This window comes from Urechidicola sp. KH5 (assembly GCF_054661455.1).
Genome location: NZ_BAAFSW010000003.1, coordinates 26,788 through 41,619 on the forward strand (window position 1 = coordinate 26,788; position 14,832 = coordinate 41,619).

Sequence of the window (14,832 nt, forward strand, 5' to 3'; positions counted from 1 at the left end):
GTTCAAAACCCAGTTATATTGCAGAATTGATTTGTGAGAACTTAGATGCTTTAGGAGATAAAGTTGGAAGTAATTTATATCAAAAATATATAAAATAGAACAGAATGTTTATAACCCATAAAATCAATTAACTAGAGTAATTCCAAATTAAATATAAAAATTAGTACAAATACATTTGGTATATTTGTTTTATGACGGATTTATCACAAGAAAAACCTTTATTTACAGCAGAACAATTAGAGAATTTGCAACAGGCAAAAGAACTAATTCCAATTGCTGCGCATGAGAAAATAGATATCTCACAGGCTTTAAAAACGGTAGAATACAACGAAGAATTACGTAACCTACAAATTGAGTTGGTTAAGTTGCAGCGTTGGATTTATAAAAATAAAAAGCGTGTAGCCATTATTTTTGAAGGTAGAGATGCTGCTGGTAAAGGAGGCAATATCCGCAGGTTTTCAGAACATTTAAATCCGCGTACCATGCGAACTGTTGCCTTAACCAAGCCAACTGAAATTGAGCGAGGGCAATGGTATTTTGAGCGGTATATTAAAGAATTGCCAAATCCTGGTGAAATTGTATTTTTTGATAGGTCTTGGTACAATAGAGCAGTAGTAGAACCGGTAATGGGTTTCTGTACAGACAAACAGTACAAGCAATTTATGGCGCAGGTGCCCGAGTTTGAACACATGCTGTATGAAGATGGTATTTACATTATTAAGTTTTGGTTTTCGATTTCTAAAGAAGAACAACAACGTCGATTTGATGCACGTTTAGCAACCCCTTTAAAACGTTGGAAATTCTCTCCAGTAGATGAGAAAGGACAAGAAATGTGGGATGTTTATACCAAGTACAAAAACCAAATGTTTAGTCATACACACACTACTTACAGTCCGTGGATTACCGTAAAAGCCAATAATAAAAAAGAGGCGCGTTTAGAGAGTATGCGCTATGTATTATCGCAGTTTGATTACCAAGGTAAAGATGACGCAGCTGTTACCTTGTATCCAGACCCAAATGTAGTAATGCGTTATTTCCGTTCTAACATACAAATTGATTCATAATGGAGAAGAGAGAATTATCAGAAGATCAAGTAGAACGTTTAAACAGCAAGAAAGGTTTGGTGTCTCTTTTTTCGAGAGAACAAGTAAATATAGGGCGAACGCTTCGCTACTTAGAATACGAGAAAAAACTAAAGAAACTCCAAGTTGAGTTAATTAGGCTCCAAACGTGGGCAATACAAAATAACGAACGCATTATTATCTTATTTGAAGGTAGAGATGCCGCTGGTAAAGGTGGCGCGATTCGAAGAGCTACAGAACGTATCAATCCAAGACATTTTAGAATTGTGGCCTTACCCAAACCAACACAAGAAGAACGTACGCAATGGTATTTTCAGCGCTATGTGAGCCAATTTCCTAAAGAAGGAGAAATAGTATTTTTTGATAGATCGTGGTATAATAGAGCAGTAGTAGAACCTGTAAATGGATTCTGTACCCAGAAAGAACATGAAATTTTTATGAGTCAAGTAAATGACTTCGAGCGTATGATTATGGAATCAGGTACACGCTTGGTAAAAATTTATATGTCTATTTCCAAAAGAGAGCAAGCAAAACGATTTAGAGAAATAAAAGCAAATCCGTTAAAACAATGGAAAATGACCGCGGTAGACGAGCGTGCTCAAGAACTGTGGGATGATTATACGTTTTATAAAGACAAGATGTTTGAAAATGCTGAAAATGGAGGGCATAAGTTTAAAATTATTCGTGCCAATCGTAAAACTTCAGCGCGAATAAATGTAATTCAGCACATCTTAAAATCTATTCCGTACGATAAAGAGTTGCCTGTTTAGTGAGGTGCCAAACTTGTAAAAGGAGTCCAAGGTAGATTTCTTAAGAGCCAAAATAAAAGAACAATTATTAAAACAATCCAAGGTGTTTTGGGATGGTATATATAATTGTAGTAATGGACTTTTGTACATTTGTTTAGAACAACTACAACCCAATAATAGAGTATAAAGAGACCTCCAATAATAAAAAGCGGGTTGTGATGCCAAACTCCTGCAATATCTAAATGCAGTAAATCGTGCAATGCTCTTTGGCTGCCACAACCGGGGCAATAGATACCTGTTGTAGCATATAATGGGCACTTAGGAAAAAGTACTTCCTCTGGGTTGAAGAAATAAAAAAGGATTGCCAATACTGTAAGTACAGACAATCCAATTAATATTTTATACCGTGTTTTATTAGAAGTCACCTCCCATCATTGCTAATCCACCTAAACCAAAAATAAATACTAGGTAAGCAACGGCAACTATAATACCACTAATCAATCCCCATTTCATCCACTTTTTTGCATCTTGCGAAGCTCTATTAGCGCCATCAATATCTCCGCTATCGAACTTCGAGTTTACTTGTGAAGCAAAAACAATTCCCACTACACCAAGAGGTAAGCAGCAAAAGATGGTTACTAAAATAGATTCTACTAAATAATTTTTTGGTCTTTGTTGTTCCATAATAAGTTGAGTTTGATTATAAATTTTATGAACGCTAATTTAAACAATTATAACAGACTCACAACTTTACCAAAAAGGAAGCTCATTTCTGCTGCAATTTCTTTACTGATTTCCAAATATTTTGACTCCATAATTGCTGTGTGATCATAAGATTTAGGGTCTTCATAATTTAAATGAAAACGTACTAAGGCATCTGGAATGTTTGGGCACTGCTCTTCTGCAGACGGTCAACAGGTAATAGCAACAAATGGTTTTTTATTAATAGGATCGCTAAAAGCTTTAGAAAAACAAGTAATGGTCTTTTTGCCATCTACAAAGCTTACTTCGTAAATGGGGTTTTCGTGAGAAAACGTAAGTAGTTTAAATTTAAAGCCAGCAAGTTGTAATGCCATTATGGCGTTTTTATGCATGCGTTTAGGTTCAGTTCCTCCAGAGTAACTTTTAATACGTTTTAGATTAAAATATTGCACTGCATAATGTGCCCAAATTTGTGCCATTTGACTACGCCCAGAATTGTGAGTACAAATAAAATTAACTCGTACTTTTTTTAAGTCTAATCGTTCCTTGGTAATAAAATGGGCAATTGAAATTAAAACAGATTTTCTTTCGTCTGAAATCGATACCTCCTTGTAAGCATTTTCAAAGAAATTCTTTGTGCTAATACCTTCTGTTAAATTCATAAAAGCTATTTTCGTGCAAAATACAATAGCTTGTATTATAGAAACTGCAAGGAATAATTAAGAAAAAGTTACTAAGATGACATTTTTAAAAGGAGCGAAGGTGTTGGTAATTGATGAAGCCATAAGAGGGGTGGTTTTATCAACTAATGGAAATTATGTAACGATTGAGACAGAAGATGGTTTTGAAATGCAGTTTACCAAAAATGAATTGGTGCTAGTAAACCAAGAACAAGCGGAATTAGCTAAAAATTCAAGAGTTCTTTTTTCTTTAAATGAAAAAGAATCAAGTGCTATAAAGCGATCAACAGTTAGAAGAAATAGAAAAGAACCTGTACCGCCAATGGAAGTTGATTTACATATCGAAAAGTTGACCAAAAATACACGTGGTCTTGATAATTATGATATGTTGAGTTTACAGATAGACACTGCAAAAAGACAATTAGAGTTTGCTATTCGAAAAAGGATACCAAGAATTGTATTTATTCATGGAGTAGGTGAAGGAGTATTAAAATCTGAATTACATTACCTACTCAATAGATATCCCGTGCAAATACAACAAGCTTCTTATCAAAAATATGGAATGGGTGCTACCGAAGTATATATATTGCAGAATGTCTAAATTAAGATCAAAAAGTCTCCAAATACTTCTTCTTCATAAACGATAAAATTATTTCCACTCTGTAATTTCAAATTTTCAAAGCTTATTGAATGTCTGTAACCAATTAAGGTGCCAGCATTATCTAATTCTTCTACGGTTTCTATAAGAATGTAATTTTCGCTACCAGAAATACCAACCCAATTTGCAGATACAGTAGGATTTACAGGAGGGACCGTTTGGCAAAAATAATCTGGAGTAACCTCTCCATTAAATGTACGATAAATTACATTTTGTTCTGTAATAGGAATTTGTCGAGGCTCTGTTGTAACTTCTTCTCTAAAATACTGGTCATCTATAGTTAGAATTAAAGCCTCAGCAGTTGCAATTCTAAACAAAACATAATCGCCATTTGTTACATTACAATTGTAAATTGTTTCACCAAAATCAAACGCTGGTAAATCAAAATCACCATCGTCACAAGCTACAAAAAGTATGCAAAATAATGCAGCAAAAAATTTTTTCATTCAATCATTTTTAGCAGAACAAAAATAGGGCTTTTGCTATTAGTAACGTAAATACTTTCGATAAATTTTAATTACTTTTGCGCCATGAACAGAATCTATTTAGACAATGCTGCAACAACAGCTATGGCACCTGAAGTTATAGATGCCATGAGCGATGCAATGCATAAAACATATGGTAATCCTTCATCTACACATCAATTTGGGCGCTCTGCAAAATCAATGATTGAACGCTGTAGGAGAAATATTGCCAAACTGTTTAATGCAAGCCCAAGTGAGATTGTTTTTACAGCTGGTGGAAGTGAAGCTGACAATATGATTTTGCGAAATGCAGTAGAAAATTTAGGTGTTAAACGAATTGTAACTGCTAGAATAGAACATCATGCGGTATTGCATACAGTTGAGGTTTTAGAAGAAGCGTTTGATACAAAAATTGAGTATGTGAATCTTACGGATGACGGTTGCATAGATATAGAGCATTTAGAATCTTTATTAGCTGATAGTGCAGAGAAAACGTTGGTTAGTTTAATGTATGTAAATAATGAAATAGGTAATATTTTAGATGTGAAGGCTGTTTCTGCTTTATGCCAAAAGTACAATGCTTTATTTCATTCAGATGCCGTTCAAGCAATAGGGCACTATCATGTAGATTTAAAAGAAACACCAATTGATTTTGTGGTAGCGAGTGCGCATAAATTCCACGGACCAAAAGGTGTTGGTTTCGCATATTTTAGAAAAGGATTTGGTATTAAGCCATTGTTAACAGGTGGTTCTCAAGAGCGAGGTGCTAGAGCGGGCACAGAGAATGTACACGGTATAGTTGGTATGGATAAGGCATTAGAATTGGTATACACCAACCTCGATGAAGACATTGCATACGTTCAAGCTATTAAAGACTATTTTGCGCAGCAGTTACAAAAGCAAATAGGAGGTGTTGCTTTTAATGGAACTGCATTAGATACTTCTAGAAATAACTATTCTATTTTAAATGTTCGATTTCCGGTAAATACAAGTGTATTGCTATTTAGTCTGGATATTCAAGGAATTGCAACCTCAGGTGGAAGTGCATGCCAAAGTGGAAGTGCAAAAGGATCACATGTTTTAAATGCAATTCTATCACCAGAAGAGGCTATGAAAACATCATTGCGCTTTTCTTTTAGTAAATACAATACCAAAGAAGAAATAGATATTGTAATGAAAGCATTAAAAGATATTTTAGCTAAAGTTTCTGCTTAAGTTGTGAACGAATTAAATTCAAAAAAAGAGTGCTCAAAAGACACTCTTTTTTTTGTTCCTACGAATTCTAATTGAACTCCTACGAATTCTAAAACAAGCCAAATTTTATTGCAGCTTGATTGTAGCTTTGAGGTATAAATCCTTAAAATCTATAAATCATGAAAACTTCAATCAGCATTACAGCAATTGCATTAGCTTTCGGAATGATAGCATGCAGCAAAGAATCAACCCCAGAAATTCAAACATCTTCTTTAGATACTGCATCTGTAGTAGAGGTGACCAAAAAAAGTGAGGTACCAATTTCTAATACAGAAAGAACCGTAGTTTTTTTAGCAGGTTTTGATAAAGGTTCAAGTACTTTTTACAATGATGCTAAAACTTATTTCGAAAATGAAAAAGTGGAGATTGTGGAATCTGCCTTCTCTTTGCAAGAAATCATTCTTTGGTTGAATATGAATTACAACAGTATGCCTTTTAGCAATGTACATATTGTAAATAAAACCAAGTTAAACCAAATGAGTTTAGAAACCACAGTTAAAGGTGAACAAATAACTAATTATACTTTGCATGAGGCAATGCAAGATGGAACATTACCTGTATTAAAAAATGTGCTAGTTTCAGATGCAAATCTAATTTTGCATAGTTCAGGTATTGGAACAAATAAAGAATTATTAAGCTCGCTTAAAGATGTATTCTCAATTCATATAACACCAAAAGTAATAGCTTCAGAAAACGCAGTGGTTTTTGGGAGTGAATATGCACCAAAGTATATGGCAAAAACATTCTATGCTTTTTATCCTACAGCACAGTCTCCCGGCAGAGTAGACATGGCAAAACAATTTTCTACAAGATATCCAGAAGCTGATATTGATTGGTTATCAGCAATGAACAATAGTTCTGAACGCTATTTGGGTGATGTGTATAGCTATAAGTTTAATGTGCCAGTTCGATGGGATATAGATTTCTTTGGAGATGAAGAAGTACCTTCTTTTAATACACGCAAAGAATTAATTACTTGGATGAAGAATCACGATGAAATCTCTGCAGAATTAGAAGCTTTAGGGATACCATTAGAAAAGTTTAGATGGTATCAAACTGAAAAAAATGATACCTTAATAATTAAAGGAAAAGCAACAGTAATATGTGTGTTAGAACCGATAATGAATTTAGCGTATCCAAACGAATATATGAAGCCAAGTATTGATAACATTAGATTGTACGATACTTTATAGTGAGCGAAGTTAATAATGGTGGGTTGACAGGAAAGAGATACCAAATAGGACTCTTTTCTGTCTTTTTTTGTGTTCAAAAACAAAAAATTCAATTAAAAGTTATATTTGTAAAACTAACATGAATAAATTCCTAACCATATTCATTGCTTTGTGCATGCTTTGTTTTGTAAACATTGTATGGTCTCAACATTATCAGATTTCTATGTTTGATAAGAAGCAAGGTTTACCTCAACACGAAGTTACAACGATTACTCAAGACAAAATGGGTTATTTATGGGTTGGTACCAATGGTGGTGGTGTAGCACGATTTAATGGATTGCAGTTTGAAGTATTTTCAGAGGTTGCAGATGGCGTAGATAATTATATTACAGATATTCAATTTGAAAGCGATACATTATGGATTGCTTCTAGAAGAGGTCTTATCGCACAGCATAATTCTGAAAAGTTATTTTATGCTTCTTTACCATTAAATAAGGTTTGTAAAGTAAAAGATAGAGTTCTTGTGGCATCGCAAAAAGGAATTCGAGTTTTAAAAGACCTTACCCTAACACTACAGGTGTTAGACCCTAACTTAGATATTGCCAATGTTAGTGATTTGGTATTTGACGGAAATTGGTATTGGGCAACCTCTAATAAGGGTACGTTTAAATTTAAGTGGCAGCAACAAAAATTGGTAATCCATCAAGTTTCAAAAGCCAAAGGAATACAAATAGTTTTAGCAGATAAAAATGTTACCATAAGAGGAAGGCAGACTATTACTGTTTTTAATAAATTAAAATTTGAACCTCTTTACAACAGGGAGTTGAAAGGGTTACAATCTATTTATTACGATAGTGGCGTTGGTAATTATGTGGTAGTAAAAAGCAACGACATATTACGTTTAAGTCCAGATTTGTCTATTCTTCAAATTTCAAAGTTGCAATTAGGGTCTAAAGTTGATATCAATAATATTTTTAAGGATAAAAACGAACAATGGTGGTTAGCAACTTCAAAGGGATTATTAAAACTACACTCTAATAATTTTGTGCAATACTTAAAAGGACAAAGTATTACGGCAGCTCAACCGTTTGATCAAGAGGTATATATTGCAACTTCAAGTGGTGGTCTAGTATTAAAAGATTCATTAAATAATCTAAGGCGTATTCCTAACTTTAATGAAAACAGTTATGCCTTCGCTAAAAAAGATTCGTTACTTTTTTCAGGTACGGATACGGGCGTTTATATGCTTTATGAGAATGAAATACTGGATACAATTACATTGTTGCAAAATGTACAACAGCTAAGAACTAATGTAAATGAATTGTGGGTTGGTTCTATAACAGAAGGAATTGCCTCTTTTGAAATAGACAGTTTGAGGATTCAAAAATTGGCGCATTATACGGAAAAAGATGGCCTATACGATGTGAGTATATCAGATATGCAGTTCGATAGTTATGGCAGACTTTGGTACATAACGGCTAAAAAATATTTGGGATATATAGAAAACAATATAGTCCATCATTTAGGACAACCGCTATCTACTGTTGTATCTTTAAGTACTTTAACTATTACCAACGACCATATTTATTTAGGGACTCAAGGAGATGGTGTTTGGGTAAGCAGTATCTCTTCTGTAAAATTCAGAAAATTAGGAGGTAAAACAATGAAATGGCCAAACGTCTATCAATTGTATGCCGATGCTAAAAACACACTTTGGGTGGGTACTCAAAATGGTGCAATGGCCGCAGTATTGTCTTCTCCTAAGGTTGTAGAAAGTATTGAATATTTTGGTAGAGCTGAAGGTTTTATTGGAGTTGAGACCATGCAGAATGCGATTACTCCTTTCAATAATGGTATGTTGTTTGGTACTATAGATGGTCTTATGGAATACGTTCCAAACAACAAGCAAGAGATTAGTGAAACCCCAGACTTAACCATAAATCAAATAAAGATAGATCATCAAGAGGTAGTTTTAGACAGTTCTCAAATTGTTAGATTAACACCTGAACAGAATAGTTTAGAAGTTTCTTATCAAACCATTTCAGTTAATAATCCGTCTCAAATTAGTTATAGCTATCAATTAGATAATCAATCTTGGAGTGATTGGTCAAAACAACAGAGTGTGGTAATTCCTTCATTAGCTTTAGGTACATATACTTTAAAAATCAAATCCAAAATTTATGAACAAGAAAGTTCAATTGCGTATTTAAAGTTGATTAAAAAACCTTATGCGTATCAAACGTTTTGGTTTCAGTTTGTAGCTATGTTGGTTCTAATATTAATTATTGTAATAACTTTAGTAGTATTTTTTGGTAGAAGACAGAGAAAATTAAATCAAGAAAGAAAAGATTTAGCATTAAATAATAAACTACTTAAACTTGAACAACAGGCGCTTCAATTACAAATGAATCCACATTTTATATTTAACGTTTTAAATGATATCAAAGCCAATGCGCAGTCAGATTATAAGGTAATGCAACAAACCATATTTGATTTTGCTGGGTTATTGAGAGGTGTTCTGGAGCATTCAAGGGTTTCAGAAATTACTTTACAACAAGAATTGGATATTTTGGGTTATTACTTAAAGTTAGAGCAACATTTAAGTGCAAAATCATTTGACTATAATATACATTTAGATAGTAGAATTGATTCAGAAGAAACAATGATTGCGCCTATGTTGTTACAACCTTTTATAGAAAATGCAATACAACATGGTATTTCTAAGTTATCCAGTAAAGGCCAAATTGAGCTGCAAATTATCTTAGATAATGATAGATTAAAATGCACCATAACAGATAATGGAATTGGGTATATAAGATCTCAGAAATATAAAAAGGCAAACGGACATAAGTCTATCGCCATTAAGGTAACACGCGAACGCATAAAGGCAAATTTTGTACATCATAAATTTGAAATGGAAGAATTAAAGTCTGAAACTGGAGATATTGTAGGAACTAAAGTTTCATTCAATATGCCATATAAAACAAATTTCTAATATGTATACTGCCATTCTTGTAGACGATATGCCAGCAGCTTTAAAAATGCTGCAAAAAGATTTAGAATCTTATAAAGAAATTGAAGTTATTGGTACAGCAAATGGTGTAGTAGAGGCGGCAAAATTATTGCAAAAGTATACACCAGACTTTTTGTTTTTAGATATTATGTTGGGTGATGGTACTGGGTTCGATATTTTAGAAATTGTTCCGAATCTAGCATCTAAAATTATTTTTGTAACTGCTAGCGATGCACATGCTATTAGAGCATTTAAGTTTGCCGCAATAGATTATCTGTTAAAACCTTATAGTCTTGATTCGTTGGATGAGGCTATTAAAAAAGCGAAGGCTCAAATAATACCAGACGCCGAAAGGTTGTCTATTTTAAAAACACATGTTGGTTCTGCTGATTCTAAACCAAAACGAATATCATTACATACTTTAGATCAAATTAGTGTAATTAATATTGATGATATAATTAGATGCCAAAGCGATAATAATTACACGCAATTCTTTTTGACCAATAGAACTAACATTTTGGTTACAAAAACTCTAAAGTATTATGCAGATATGCTTAAGAGTAATGGGTTTTTAAGAGTACATCAAAGGCACTTAGTAAATCTAAATTTTGTAAAAGCTTATATTAAATCAGATGGTGGATATTTACAACTTCAAAATCGAGATACAGTTCCTGTTTCTGTAAGAAAAAGAGCAGAAGTAGTTGAAGCGCTAAGTAGTTTAAAATAACTAAATGTGCTGATCAACTAAAATTACATTGCCATCTGGATCAGTTATTACAAAACTTGTAGGGCCTTTAGTTGAGGTGTCTGCTTCAGAATTAAATTCAATTCCGTTGACTTTTAAATGTTGCTGAATTTCACGAACATCATTATAACTATCAAGAGTTTGAGCGTTTTCATCCCATCCAGGATTAAATGTAATTATGTTATTTTCAAACATGCCTTGAAAGAGTCCAATTAAGGCATTTCCGTTTTTCATGATGAGGTAATTCATTTCTTCGTTTCCTCCAAAAACTTCAAAACCCAAAATCTCGTAAAATATTTTTGATGTTTGTAAATCTTTAACTGCTAAACTCATAGAAAATGCTCCTAATTTCATAGTCTTATATTTTTTTGTGATTCCCTCAAATATAGCTAATTATCAACTATTTTTGCCTGATAAAGGATATTGAGTGTAGAGAAGATATTAAGTTACTTGTAAATACATTTTATGATAGATTACAAGAGCATTCAGATTTAGATTATTTGTTTAATACCGTTGCTTAAATTGACTGGGAAAAGCACTTACCAAAAATGTATGACTTTTGGGAAACCTTATTTTTTCATAAACAGAGTTATAAGGGAAATCCGATGAAAATGCATGTTACCCTTGATAAAAAGTCACCCTTAGAAAAAGCTCATTTTGATGCTTGGTTGCAAATATTTGAAGCTACTGTAAATGATTTATTTGTTGGAGAGAAGGCCGAATTGGCAAAACAGCGCGCAAATTCTGTTGCGATGTCAATTTTTTTAAAAACAGTATTTGCATAAAATAGTCAGTTCGAACAAACTCAGTAACTCAACAAACCTTTACTCCATTTATCTACTGATATTATCCGAACTGACAGTTTAGTAAAATTGGCTTGGGATTATTCTTTTACACTGCGCCATAACTGACTGTCAATGCTAAGTGTAATCTCAGTCCATTCATCAAGCATCGTATCCCACGAACCATCTCCATGAATTTCTTCATATGTTCCCTTAATACTATTGTTTTCATCTATTTGAGCCAAGTTTTTCATATCAAAAACTAAGGCAACATCACGACCATTGTTTGAATTAAACTGATTGTCGTAAACTCTTACACTTCCATCGCCTTGCTTTTCAAAAGCTTCAACAATCATACTCATTAATGATTTGAAGCGATAATAGTCACCTCTTTCTAAATCAACAAACCAGATTTCTGAAAATCCATTCTCAGCTTCTAGATCAGACATGTAAGAAAGTTCTTTATTAAATCTCCAATATTCTTGAGAACCGTATTTCTTAATCATTGGAACTACCTTCTCATCCCAGTGCTTTTCATGAGCCTCAGGTGGATTCATATTACTAAGATCAGTAAAAGTGCATGGTCCCATTACCCAAGCGTATGTACCAGCATTTTCTCCGCTCATCAATTGATTGAGCCACCCTTTATTTGGAGCCTCATTGTGGTATTTAGAATTGTGTTCTATTACTGCCTTTTCAAAAGCTTTTTCCATGCCAATTTTTACATCTATATGCACCAAAACAACCATAGCATAATCTGTATGGCTCTCTTGAGCTATACTTGTTGTACTTAAAAGCATAGTCGAAATTAACAGTATGCTTACTAAAATTTTGTTTTTCATAATAATTAAATGTTACAGTTAGTATAAAAGTGGTTATTATTCCTTATTAATAACTGGGATTTAATTATTGAGGTTGGTCAAATTGTTGGGTTGGCTATTGATGAAAAAAGGGGGAAAGTGTAGCAATTTTCAATAGTGATGTAAATATAGTAAAATAATGCTAAACACTTGATTAACAGTAATCTATTTTTTTAGTAGTAATTTCAATTCTTTTCTTGTACTTACTTGTAGTTTTGAATAGCAATTATTTATATGCGTCTTTACTGTGCTAATACTAATAAACAATGTGTTGGCAATTTCTTTGTTTGTTTTGCCCTCTAGAATTAAGGATACAACCTTTTTCTCTTGACTTGAAAGTACATCTAACGTAATGGCATTCTTTTGTTTCTGTTTCTTAATATTTCTAAAATTAAAGTATAAAGAAATGCTAAGTGCAATTATCAAAATAATCGATAAAACCCATAAGTTTCTCGAGGAAACTGATTCTAATGAAAGCACGCTTTCATTTTTAAATCGTTCTGTATACAACGTATTTGGGTAGAGGTCTTCAAGTTTATTAAAGAGTTGTTGATAGTAATTTGACTCTTTTGTATCATTTAAATAGGCATCATAAGAGAATGATGCGCTATTGGCATATAAGTGAAAAGCATAAAGTTCTGCTAATGGTTCATTAAATGTTTCACTAAAGCTTTGTAGTTGTTTTACATATTCTGAATACCGAATCTTACGCTGAAAATCACTCTTTAAAAATTGTATATCATTCAATAATACTTCTTGTAATGAATCTATTTTTTGAATTGCAGTATTCTGCATCTGTCCGTCAGAAATATCGCAAAACATCTGATTCAAATCGTTAATAGGGAAGTGAATACTATTCGTATTGTTTGCAATAAATATAATAGAGCTGCTGTGATCACAATAGTTTAATAGGTGGTTGCTATTGGTAATGCTATCGTTACATTGATCGAGATATATTTTATAAAATCGATTTTGCTCGGGTAAAAAATCCCCTGTAAATTCGAAATAACCATCTTTATCAATAGTAGTTTCTTGAACAATTTGCTCCGTGAGTAAAACATGTGTTTTTGTGTAATCGTCTATTAATACCAAAAATGCCTTTTCGTAATGCTGTTCTGTGTTGGCTTGACCGCTAAATTTAAATTGAGCGAATGAAATGGTTGAAAAGCACAGAAGAACTAAAATAAAACTGATACGGGGCATTCTAGTTTGGTTTGTAACAAATATAAGTTAAAATTTATACCGATGCCTAAGCACCGGTATATCATGTTAATTGTTAACAGCTGCAATTTGTGCTTCTGTCATAATTGTTCCCTTAATTTTTATGACTTTTTGCGGTTCTTTAGCGTTTGAATAAATAGTAACTGTTTTTGTAAATCGGCCTAGTCTATTGGTATCATATGTCACAGTAATTTTAGATTGTTCACCAGGTAAAATAGTTTTAGTTTTAAGTTTGGTAACTGTACATCCACAGCTCCCCTTTACTTTATTAATTATTACGGGAGTATCTCCAGTATTTTTGAAAGTAAAGGTACGTTCACCATTGTCATTTTGTGCAACCAGTCCATAATCTAGAATTTCTTGATCAAAAGTCAATATTCCCATTTCAGTTCCTATTTGTGCAATTGCTGTACTAGATATTACAAGTGCAATAAGCATTAATACGTGTTTCATATTATTTTGTTTTAGGTTAATAATGCCCAAACTTCTAAAAACTGCCGTTGAAATATTAAAATAGGGGAGTTGAAAAAGGTACTAGACCCCGATTGAATTTGATTATTACTTTAAAAATAAACTGAGGATTACTTTTTAAATAAAGGTCCAAGCAAGAATTCTACTAGTCTTATTACCTTGAATCATAGGAATGATCTCAATGCTCTTTGCTTGCAATTTTTTTAAAGATGTTTTTAATGATTTTAAATTCTCTTTATTTGAAACCAAAGAAGTAAACCAAATACATTGATTTTTAAACTGTGCGCTTTGATAGATATAGTTATGTAAAAATGCCTTTTCTCCGCCTTTATACCAAAGCTCACTGGCATTACCACCAAAATTTCTAGTATCTAATGTAAGCCCCAAATTTTTGTTTTTTCTCGAATTTGCAGTTTGGGCATCTTTTTCAGATTTAAAAAAAGGTGGATTGCAAATGGTAGCTGTAAATTGGTCTCCTTTTTTAATAACACCTTCAACAATTTTTTGAGGGTCTGTTTGATGTCTTAATAGTATAGATTCAGATAAGTTGTTCTTTTCTATTAGTAACTGTGCACTTTTTAAAGAATCTCTAGAAATATCAGTGCCAACAAACGTCCACTTGTAAGTTGAAGTTCCCAATAAAGGATAAATTAAAGAAGCACCTGTACCAATATCTAAAACCGGAGAGGTAACTTTTGTATTAGTGCTTAAAAGCAAGTCTTTAAGTCTATGAATATACTCAACACGTCCGGGTATAGGTGGAGTGAGATGTTCTTCTGAAAACTCCCAGAAATCTATGTTGTAATGAGCTTTTAATAGAGATTTATTTAATAATCGAACAGCTTTTGGATTTGAAAAATCAATTGTTTTAGTGCCGAATGTATTCGTAAATACCCATTGTTCTAAACCAGGATCTTCTAAAATAAGAGCATCTAAATCATAGCCATTTTTATGTTTGTTATTTTGATGTAATGCCATT

17 protein-coding genes are annotated in these 14,832 nt (G+C 32.8%); 8 read left to right on the top strand and 9 right to left on the bottom strand.

Features of this window, described 5'->3' with window-relative positions:
* Positions 1-191: 191 nt before the first annotated feature.
* Together ppk2 (ACYQ5R_RS08620) and ppk2 (ACYQ5R_RS08625) are read left to right on the top strand one after the other, a co-directional pair.
* Complete coding sequence (gene ppk2 / locus ACYQ5R_RS08620) at positions 192-1,064, top strand: polyphosphate kinase 2 (protein WP_460190531.1); 873 nt, start codon at positions 192-194, stop codon at positions 1,062-1,064.
* On the top strand, positions 1,064-1,852 hold the full coding sequence (gene ppk2 / locus ACYQ5R_RS08625) for a polyphosphate kinase 2 (protein ID WP_460190532.1): 789 nt from the start codon (positions 1,064-1,066) through the stop codon (positions 1,850-1,852). Before ppk2 (ACYQ5R_RS08620) ends, ppk2 (ACYQ5R_RS08625) begins: the two co-directional genes overlap by 1 nt.
* Here the strand turns inward: ppk2 (ACYQ5R_RS08625) and ACYQ5R_RS08630 are convergent.
* The 3 genes from ACYQ5R_RS08630 to ACYQ5R_RS08640 form a co-directional block, all read right to left on the bottom strand.
* A complete protein-coding gene (locus tag ACYQ5R_RS08630; RefSeq protein ID WP_460190533.1) occupies positions 1,849-2,217 on the bottom strand; it encodes a DUF2752 domain-containing protein in 369 nt (122 codons plus the stop codon). The two genes, ppk2 (ACYQ5R_RS08625) and ACYQ5R_RS08630, sit on opposite strands and share 4 nt — an antisense overlap.
* 28 nt (positions 2,218-2,245) lie before the next feature.
* Positions 2,246-2,515, bottom strand: coding sequence for a CD225/dispanin family protein (locus ACYQ5R_RS08635; protein WP_460190534.1), 270 nt, complete (start codon positions 2,513-2,515; stop codon positions 2,246-2,248).
* 227 nt (positions 2,516-2,742) lie between these two features.
* Positions 2,743-3,195, bottom strand: a complete 453-nt coding sequence (locus ACYQ5R_RS08640) for an arsenate-mycothiol transferase ArsC (protein ID WP_460190535.1) — start codon at positions 3,193-3,195, stop codon at positions 2,743-2,745.
* Positions 3,196-3,271: 76 nt separating this feature from the next.
* On the opposite strand from ACYQ5R_RS08640, the gene ACYQ5R_RS08645 reads away from it, so the two are divergent.
* The gene (locus tag ACYQ5R_RS08645; protein ID WP_460190536.1) at positions 3,272-3,814 is read left to right on the top strand and encodes a Smr/MutS family protein; all 543 of its coding nucleotides are present in this window, start codon (positions 3,272-3,274) and stop codon (positions 3,812-3,814) included.
* Here the strand turns inward: ACYQ5R_RS08645 and ACYQ5R_RS08650 are convergent.
* Positions 3,811-4,317 (bottom strand): hypothetical protein, encoded by a 507-nt coding sequence (locus ACYQ5R_RS08650; protein ID WP_460190537.1) that lies wholly within the window; start codon positions 4,315-4,317, stop codon positions 3,811-3,813. The two genes, ACYQ5R_RS08645 and ACYQ5R_RS08650, sit on opposite strands and share 4 nt — an antisense overlap.
* Before the next feature lie 84 nt (positions 4,318-4,401).
* Here ACYQ5R_RS08650 and ACYQ5R_RS08655 point away from each other — a divergent pair, with 84 nt between their 5' ends.
* The 4 genes from ACYQ5R_RS08655 to ACYQ5R_RS08670 all read left to right on the top strand — a co-directional run bounded on the left by ACYQ5R_RS08655 (position 4,402) and on the right by ACYQ5R_RS08670 (position 10,501).
* Entirely contained in the window at positions 4,402-5,550 is a 1,149-nt protein-coding gene (locus ACYQ5R_RS08655) for a cysteine desulfurase family protein (RefSeq protein ID WP_460190538.1), read from the top strand.
* 158 nt (positions 5,551-5,708) lie between these two features.
* Positions 5,709-6,782, top strand: coding sequence for a hypothetical protein (locus ACYQ5R_RS08660; protein WP_460190539.1), 1,074 nt, complete (start codon positions 5,709-5,711; stop codon positions 6,780-6,782).
* Between the two features lie 202 nt (positions 6,783-6,984).
* Complete coding sequence (locus ACYQ5R_RS08665; RefSeq protein WP_460190540.1) at positions 6,985-9,756, top strand: sensor histidine kinase; 2,772 nt, start codon at positions 6,985-6,987, stop codon at positions 9,754-9,756.
* A gap of 1 nt (position 9,757) precedes the next feature.
* Entirely contained in the window at positions 9,758-10,501 is a 744-nt protein-coding gene (locus ACYQ5R_RS08670) for a LytR/AlgR family response regulator transcription factor (protein ID WP_460190541.1), read from the top strand.
* On the opposite strand, the gene ACYQ5R_RS08675 is transcribed toward ACYQ5R_RS08670, so the two are convergent.
* Entirely contained in the window at positions 10,502-10,873 is a 372-nt protein-coding gene (locus ACYQ5R_RS08675; protein ID WP_460190542.1) for a VOC family protein, read from the bottom strand.
* Between the two features lie 194 nt (positions 10,874-11,067).
* Here ACYQ5R_RS08675 and ACYQ5R_RS08680 point away from each other — a divergent pair, with 194 nt between their 5' ends.
* Positions 11,068-11,304: a group III truncated hemoglobin gene (locus ACYQ5R_RS08680; RefSeq protein WP_460190543.1), complete on the top strand. Its 237-nt coding sequence runs from the start codon at positions 11,068-11,070 to the stop codon at positions 11,302-11,304.
* 98 nt (positions 11,305-11,402) lie between these two features.
* Here ACYQ5R_RS08680 and ACYQ5R_RS08685 read toward each other — a convergent pair whose 3' ends face one another.
* From ACYQ5R_RS08685 to rlmF, 4 genes are all read right to left on the bottom strand, one after another.
* Positions 11,403-12,143: a hypothetical protein gene (locus ACYQ5R_RS08685; RefSeq protein WP_460190544.1), complete on the bottom strand. Its 741-nt coding sequence runs from the start codon at positions 12,141-12,143 to the stop codon at positions 11,403-11,405.
* A 183-nt stretch (positions 12,144-12,326) separates the two neighbouring features.
* Positions 12,327-13,364 (bottom strand): helix-turn-helix domain-containing protein, encoded by a 1,038-nt coding sequence (locus tag ACYQ5R_RS08690; RefSeq protein ID WP_460190545.1) that lies wholly within the window; start codon positions 13,362-13,364, stop codon positions 12,327-12,329.
* A 66-nt stretch (positions 13,365-13,430) separates the two neighbouring features.
* Complete coding sequence (locus tag ACYQ5R_RS08695) at positions 13,431-13,835, bottom strand: DUF1573 domain-containing protein (RefSeq protein WP_460190546.1); 405 nt, start codon at positions 13,833-13,835, stop codon at positions 13,431-13,433.
* Positions 13,836-13,970: 135 nt separating this feature from the next.
* Positions 13,971-14,831: a 23S rRNA (adenine(1618)-N(6))-methyltransferase RlmF gene (gene rlmF, locus ACYQ5R_RS08700; protein ID WP_460190547.1), complete on the bottom strand. Its 861-nt coding sequence runs from the start codon at positions 14,829-14,831 to the stop codon at positions 13,971-13,973.
* Position 14,832 lies beyond the last annotated feature (1 nt).

Coding starts and splice junctions, on each gene's coding strand:
- ppk2 (WP_460190531.1), top strand. CDS start 192: ATGACGGATTTATCACAAGAAAAACCTTTATTTACAGCAGAACAATTA.
- ppk2 (WP_460190532.1), top strand. CDS start 1,064: ATGGAGAAGAGAGAATTATCAGAAGATCAAGTAGAACGTTTAAACAGC.
- ACYQ5R_RS08635 (WP_460190534.1), bottom strand. CDS start 2,515: ATGGAACAACAAAGACCAAAAAATTATTTAGTAGAATCTATTTTAGTA.
- ACYQ5R_RS08640 (WP_460190535.1), bottom strand. CDS start 3,195: ATGAATTTAACAGAAGGTATTAGCACAAAGAATTTCTTTGAAAATGCT.
- ACYQ5R_RS08645 (WP_460190536.1), top strand. CDS start 3,272: ATGACATTTTTAAAAGGAGCGAAGGTGTTGGTAATTGATGAAGCCATA.
- ACYQ5R_RS08650 (WP_460190537.1), bottom strand. CDS start 4,317: ATGAAAAAATTTTTTGCTGCATTATTTTGCATACTTTTTGTAGCTTGT.
- ACYQ5R_RS08655 (WP_460190538.1), top strand. CDS start 4,402: ATGAACAGAATCTATTTAGACAATGCTGCAACAACAGCTATGGCACCT.
- ACYQ5R_RS08660 (WP_460190539.1), top strand. CDS start 5,709: ATGAAAACTTCAATCAGCATTACAGCAATTGCATTAGCTTTCGGAATG.
- ACYQ5R_RS08665 (WP_460190540.1), top strand. CDS start 6,985: ATGTTTGATAAGAAGCAAGGTTTACCTCAACACGAAGTTACAACGATT.
- ACYQ5R_RS08670 (WP_460190541.1), top strand. CDS start 9,758: ATGTATACTGCCATTCTTGTAGACGATATGCCAGCAGCTTTAAAAATG.
- ACYQ5R_RS08675 (WP_460190542.1), bottom strand. CDS start 10,873: ATGAAATTAGGAGCATTTTCTATGAGTTTAGCAGTTAAAGATTTACAA.
- ACYQ5R_RS08680 (WP_460190543.1), top strand. CDS start 11,068: ATGTATGACTTTTGGGAAACCTTATTTTTTCATAAACAGAGTTATAAG.
- ACYQ5R_RS08685 (WP_460190544.1), bottom strand. CDS start 12,143: ATGAAAAACAAAATTTTAGTAAGCATACTGTTAATTTCGACTATGCTT.
- ACYQ5R_RS08690 (WP_460190545.1), bottom strand. CDS start 13,364: ATGCCCCGTATCAGTTTTATTTTAGTTCTTCTGTGCTTTTCAACCATT.
- ACYQ5R_RS08695 (WP_460190546.1), bottom strand. CDS start 13,835: ATGAAACACGTATTAATGCTTATTGCACTTGTAATATCTAGTACAGCA.
- rlmF (WP_460190547.1), bottom strand. CDS start 14,831: ATGGCATTACATCAAAATAACAAACATAAAAATGGCTATGATTTAGAT.